General features: G+C 60.6%; 6 protein-coding genes. 5 read left to right on the top strand and 1 reads right to left on the bottom strand.

From position 1 onward, the window contains the following. The 3 genes from WBF74_RS01715 to WBF74_RS01705 form a co-directional block, all read left to right on the top strand. The coding region (locus WBF74_RS01715) for a carboxyl transferase domain-containing protein (RefSeq protein WP_424434224.1) at window positions 1-525 on the top strand (525 nt) is incomplete at its 5' end. 10 nt (window positions 526-535) lie between these two features. After that, the gene (locus WBF74_RS01710; protein ID WP_424434221.1) at window positions 536-2,551 is read left to right on the top strand and encodes an acetyl-CoA carboxylase biotin carboxylase subunit; all 2,016 of its coding nucleotides are present in this window, start codon (window positions 536-538) and stop codon (window positions 2,549-2,551) included. 136 nt (window positions 2,552-2,687) lie between these two features. Next, on the top strand, window positions 2,688-3,740 hold the full coding sequence (locus WBF74_RS01705) for a hypothetical protein (protein ID WP_424434218.1): 1,053 nt from the start codon (window positions 2,688-2,690) through the stop codon (window positions 3,738-3,740). A gap of 36 nt (window positions 3,741-3,776) precedes the next feature. Here the strand turns inward: WBF74_RS01705 and lipB are convergent, their stop codons facing one another. Continuing rightward, on the bottom strand, window positions 3,777-4,463 hold the full coding sequence (lipB, locus tag WBF74_RS01700) for a lipoyl(octanoyl) transferase LipB (protein ID WP_424434215.1): 687 nt from the start codon (window positions 4,461-4,463) through the stop codon (window positions 3,777-3,779). A gap of 93 nt (window positions 4,464-4,556) precedes the next feature. Here lipB and WBF74_RS01695 point away from each other — a divergent pair, with 93 nt between their 5' ends. Next, window positions 4,557-4,808 (top strand): FliM/FliN family flagellar motor switch protein, encoded by a 252-nt coding sequence (locus WBF74_RS01695; RefSeq protein ID WP_424434212.1) that lies wholly within the window; start codon window positions 4,557-4,559, stop codon window positions 4,806-4,808. A gap of 193 nt (window positions 4,809-5,001) precedes the next feature. Further along, window positions 5,002-5,382: precorrin-2 dehydrogenase/sirohydrochlorin ferrochelatase family protein (locus WBF74_RS01690; RefSeq protein ID WP_424434209.1), on the top strand; the 381-nt coding region annotated here is incomplete at its 3' end.

The following is a 5,382-nucleotide window of genomic DNA, read 5'->3' as shown; positions in this document are numbered from 1 at the left end:
GCAAGCCGCAAGGCAGCCCGCTTCGTGCGCTTCTGCGACTGCTTCAATATTCCGATCGTCACCTTTGTGGACGTACCGGGCTTCCTGCCGGGTACGGCGCAGGAATATGGCGGCCTCATCAAGCATGGGGCGAAGCTGCTCTTTGCCTATACGGAGGCGACTGTTCCGAAAGTCACCGTCATCACGCGCAAGGCCTATGGCGGTGCCTACGACGTGATGTCGTCCAAGCATATTCGCGGTGACATCAACTATGCCTGGCCGACCGCTGAAATCGCGGTGATGGGTGCGAAGGGTGCGGTGGAGATCATTCACCGTGCGGATATCAACGATCCGGAAAAGATCGCGGCCCACACCAAGACCTACGAAGACCGCTTCCTCAATCCTTTCGTCGCAGCCGAGCGTGGCTACATCGACGAAGTCATCATGCCGCATTCCACGCGTGTCCGCATTGCGCGGGCGCTCGCGCTCCTTCGTCACAAGGAGCTCGAGAATCCGTGGAAGAAGCACGACAACATTCCGCTCTGAGGCGCGCGCCATGTTCAAGAAAATCCTGATCGCCAACCGAGGCGAAATCGCCTGTCGCGTCATCAAGACGGCCCGCAAGATGGGCATCAAGACGGTCGCCGTCTATTCGGATGCCGACAAGGACGCGCTCCATGTGGAAATGGCAGATGAGGCCGTGCATATCGGCCCGCCGCCTGCCGCGCAGTCCTATCTGCTGATCGACAAGATCATTGCTGCCTGCAAGGAAACAGGCGCCGAGGCGGTTCACCCCGGCTATGGCTTCCTTTCCGAGAACCCGAAGTTCGCGCAGGCGCTGAAAGATAATGGCATCGCCTTCATTGGTCCGAATATTCAGGCCGTGGAAGTGATGGGCGACAAGATCGAGTCCAAGAAGTTCGCCAGCGCCGCCAAGGTCAACACGGTGCCGGGCTATCTCGGCGTCATCAAGGACACGGCCGAGGCGGTGAAGATCGCCAACGAGATCGGCTATCCGGTGATGATCAAGGCGTCTGCCGGTGGTGGCGGCAAGGGCATGCGCATCGCATGGTCGGAATCAGAAGTCGCTGACGGCTTTGCTTCCTCCATGTCGGAAGCGAAGTCCTCCTTCGGTGATGATCGCGTCTTCATCGAGAAGTTCGTCACCCAGCCGCGCCATATAGAAATTCAGGTGCTCGGCGACAAGCATGGCAATGTGATCTACCTGCATGAGCGCGAATGTTCGATTCAGCGCCGCAACCAGAAGGTCATTGAAGAAGCGCCGTCGCCTTTCCTTGATGAAGCAACGCGCAAGGCGATGGGCGAGCAGTCCGTCGCGCTCGCCAAGGCCGTGAACTATGAAAGCGCGGGCACGGTCGAGTTCATTGTCGACAAGGATCGCAATTTCTACTTCCTTGAGATGAACACGCGCCTGCAGGTGGAGCATCCGGTGACGGAACTCATCACCGGCATCGACCTTGTCGAACAGATGATCCGCGTCGCCTATGGCGAGGAACTGAAGCTCAAGCAGTCCGACATCAAGATCAATGGCTGGGCGATTGAATCCCGCGTCTATGCGGAAGATCCCTATCGCAACTTCCTGCCTTCGACGGGCCGTCTGGTGCGCTACCAGCCGCCGAAGGAAGAGACGGTGGACGGCCTCACCATCCGCAACGATACGGGTGTTTACGAGGGCGGCGAGATTTCGATGTTCTACGATCCCATGATTGCAAAGCTTTGCACGCATGGCCCGGATCGTCTCTCCGCCATAGATCACATGGCCTTCGCGCTGGACCAGTTCCATATCGAAGGCATCCAGCACAATATTCCTTTCGTGAACGCCATCATGGAGCATCCCCGCTTCCGTGAAGGCCGCCTGACGACCGGCTTCATTGCCGAGGAATATCCAGACGGGTTCAGCGGTGTTGCGCTGTCGGATGAGCGGGCGATGAAGCTCGCCGCCATCGCGGTTTTCGTGAACAAGGTTCACGCGGAGCGCGCGGTGCAGATTTCCGGCCAGCTCACCAACCGGCCGCGCAAGCTGCCGAAGGATTGGATCGTCTCCGTCGATAACTGGTCACACCGAGCGAGCGCGGATGATCTCGGCGGCTCGGTTCATGTCACCTTCCTCAATGAAGAGGGTGAAGTGACCGAGTCTCACAATGTCCGCTCCGAATGGGTGCCGGGCGAGCCTCTCTTCCGTGGCGAAATTGACGGCAAGGAAGTGGTCGTCGCGCTCGTCCGCGCAAAGCAGGGCTATGTGCTGCGCTATCGCGGTGCCTCGGTTCATGCCGTGGTGCGCACGCCGCTTGCCCACAGGCTCAACCTGCTTATGCCGGAGAAGGTCGCGCCGGACACATCCAAGATGCTGCTTTGCCCCATGCCGGGCCTCGTCAAGGCTATCCATGTGGAAGTAGGCCAGGAAGTGAAGGCCGGTGAGGCGCTGGCCGTCGTGGAAGCGATGAAGATGGAAAACATCCTCCGCGCCGAGAACGACTGCGTGGTCGAGAAGATCAACGCCGCGCCGGGCGACAGCCTCGCCGTCGATGCGGTCATCATGGAGTTTGCGTGAAGCAAACCTGATCAGTTTGTGGCCCCGGCGAAAGCCGGGGTCCGCTGACCGCCGATCTATTGCTCCTTGCCCTGTCTCCGGGCTGGTTCCCGCGCTATAGTTCCCCTTTCGGGTGCGGGAAACGAAGGAGACTCACATGCGCGGCGGCATCGTTCGGCTTTTCGCCTTTCTCGTCATTTTTGTCACTGGCAGCGGTGCAGCACTCGCCGCCCCTGAGAGCATTGCCGACAAGGCGCTCGAATGGGCAAGCGGTGGCGATGTGTTTTCCGTCGCGCGGGAACTCACCATCGACAGGAAGGTGGATGGATCGCTTTCCGCTGCCGGTGAAATCGTGATCCTCACCGATGATGCCGAAGTGAAGGGCGACACATGGATCGCCGCGCGCCGCGTGGCGGTGGAGGGCGAGCTTGAAGGCAGCCTTTCTATCCGCGCGCAGGAAGCGCTCATCAATGGCGAGGTGAAGGGCGACGTTACCTTTTACGGTTTGGATCTCACGCTCGGACCCGATGCCGAGATCGACGGCACTGTCACCTATTACTCTCCTTCCACCGCCCGGATCGACCGCAATGCAAAGGTGAAGGGCGAGATCAACGGGCGCGATATTGCCGCCGCGCGGGATGATCGGCAGGAAGCAGCCCCCGTCATGCGGCACAACGACATGCGGGAGCGCTGGCGCGAGAGGCATATGAACGAGCATTGGGAGGGAAGGGGTGTCTCCGCTCCCGGCTATCACATGTCGGCGACGAGCGCCGTGTTCTTCGGGGCCATTGCTCTTGCCATTGCCTATCTGGCGCCTGCCGTGACCGGGCGGATGCGTGAGTCCCTTGTCGCCCAGCCGCTGCCTGCCCTGGGGCTCGGGCTGTTGTGGCTTCTGGGCCTGCCGATCCTCAGTGTCTTCGTGGCCGTCACCATTGTCGGCCTTCCCGTTGCTTTCCTGATGTTGCTGCTCTGGCCGCTTGGCATGGTGTTCGGGCTGGCGGCCACCATAGCGGCGCTTGGCGCGCTTCTGGCGGGGCGGATCGGGGAGATCGGGCGCGGCCCGCTGGGTGTTCTCGCAGGCGTGGTGCTGGCGACGGCGCTGATCTGGATCGGCATTTCTATCCCGATCCTCGGCGCACTGATCTGGCTCCTCGCCGTGTCAGGCGGGATAGGGCTCCTCTATCTCGGCTTCAGGAACAGTGCGCTCTAGTTTGGTCAAAGGCGCAGTCGCTCCGTGAGCGGATGATCAATCGCCTTCTTGCGGGCCGAAAATGCGGCGGAAGTTTCGCTTCAGGGCGATGTCCACATCGGCCATGCTCGCCGTGATGCCGAGATCGGTCAGGCTCGTCACGCCATGCTGGCTGATGCCGCAGGGCACGATGCCGGTAAAGTGATCGAGATCGGGATCGACGTTCAGGCTTACGCCATGAAACGTCACCCATTTGCGGATGCGCACACCGATGGCGGCAATCTTGTCTTCGGCGGTGAAACCTTTTTCCGGGCGCCGTACCCAGACGCCCACGCGGTCTTCACGCAATTCGCCTTTCACGTTGAACTCTGCCAGCGTGGCGATCAGCCAGGCTTCGAGGTCCTGCACGAAGGCGCGCACATCCGGCTTGCGGCGTTTGAGGTCGAGCATGACATAGGCCACGCGTTGCCCCGGCCCGTGATAGGTGTATTGCCCGCCGCGCCCGGCGCGATAGACGGGGAAGCGCTCCGGGTCGATCAGGTCGGCCTCGTCCGCGCTTGTGCCTGCGGTGTAAAGCGGCGGATGCTCCAGCAGCCAGACAAGCTCGGGCGCGCGGCCTTCCGCAATAGCGGCGACACGCTCCTCCATTTCGCGCAGCGCAACCTCGTAAGGCACGGGCGTATCGGAGATGCGCCATTCGGGAGCGGGCTGCGTGGCGCTGGAGAGGGGCAGGGGCTTAACCATGAGGTAACTCTAACATGCCAGTTTAATCTGCGTAGCGGGGCGTTTCGGCGCTTCCTATGCGGTTTGTTCCGTGTCCGTCAGGTGGGGTGTGCTTTGAATTCGGTCAACAATGTCTTTGTCGAGCTTTCTGTTGTGCTTGGCCGCACCACGCTGCCCATTCATCAGCTCTTGAAGATGGGGCGTGGGGCTGTGATCGAGCTTGGCACGAAGCAGGACGACGAAATCTGGGTGCTCGCCAACAATGTACCCATCGCGCGGGGTGAAATCCTTGTGCAGGGCGAACGTATCGCCGTTTCCATCACATCGATCCTGTCGGCGGCAGATGCCGGGACGATGCAGATCTAGGCAGACATTCCGCGCGATCAGATATCAGGGCCTTCGGGCCCTTTTTTGTTGTTTATCGTTGTTTTGTTGTGAAATAAAACATTATACGAAAAGGAATTGAATTATATGGCATAGTTGCTATCTCTAACGGGAAATGAGCGGTTGCCATGGGTATGCCGTCATTTTGGAAGGCAACCCGAGGAGGTGCCGCCTCATGTTTCCAGTTCTGCTCGATCTTGCCTCTTTGAAGGTCGTTCTGGTGGGCGAGGGCGAAGCTGCGGAAAAACGGCTTCAGGTCCTTGAGGGCGCGGGAGCGGTTTCGCTCGATCTTTATTCCTCGGCGCCCTCGGAGGCGTTCCGCAAGCTCGCCGGAGCGCGTCTGAAGGGCGGGCGGCCGGACGCGGCCACGCTTCAGCAGGCCCATATCGTGTTTCTCGCGGGGCTGGATGAGCAGGAAAGCGCGGCGCTGGCGGGTATCGCCCGGGCGGCAGGCCGCCTCGTCAATACAGAGGACGTGAAGCCGCTTTGCGACTTCCATGTTCCCTCGATCGTGCGGCGGGGTGATCTGGTCATTTCCGTTTCCACGGGCGGCAAG

Source organism: Parvibaculum sp. (assembly GCF_049672805.1).
Lineage (GTDB): Bacteria > Pseudomonadota > Alphaproteobacteria > Parvibaculales > Parvibaculaceae > Parvibaculum.
The sequence above is the reverse complement of the archived record's forward strand: the minus strand, read 5'-3'. Positions and strand labels throughout refer to the sequence as shown.

Bases quoted from the DNA above. Each gene is read 5' to 3' on its own strand.
- WBF74_RS01705 (WP_424434218.1), top strand. From the start codon at position 2,688: ATGCGCGGCGGCATCGTTCGGCTTTTCGCCTTTCTCGTCATTTTTGTC.
- WBF74_RS01710 (WP_424434221.1), top strand. From the start codon at position 536: ATGTTCAAGAAAATCCTGATCGCCAACCGAGGCGAAATCGCCTGTCGC.
- lipB (WP_424434215.1), bottom strand. From the start codon at position 4,463: ATGGTTAAGCCCCTGCCCCTCTCCAGCGCCACGCAGCCCGCTCCCGAA.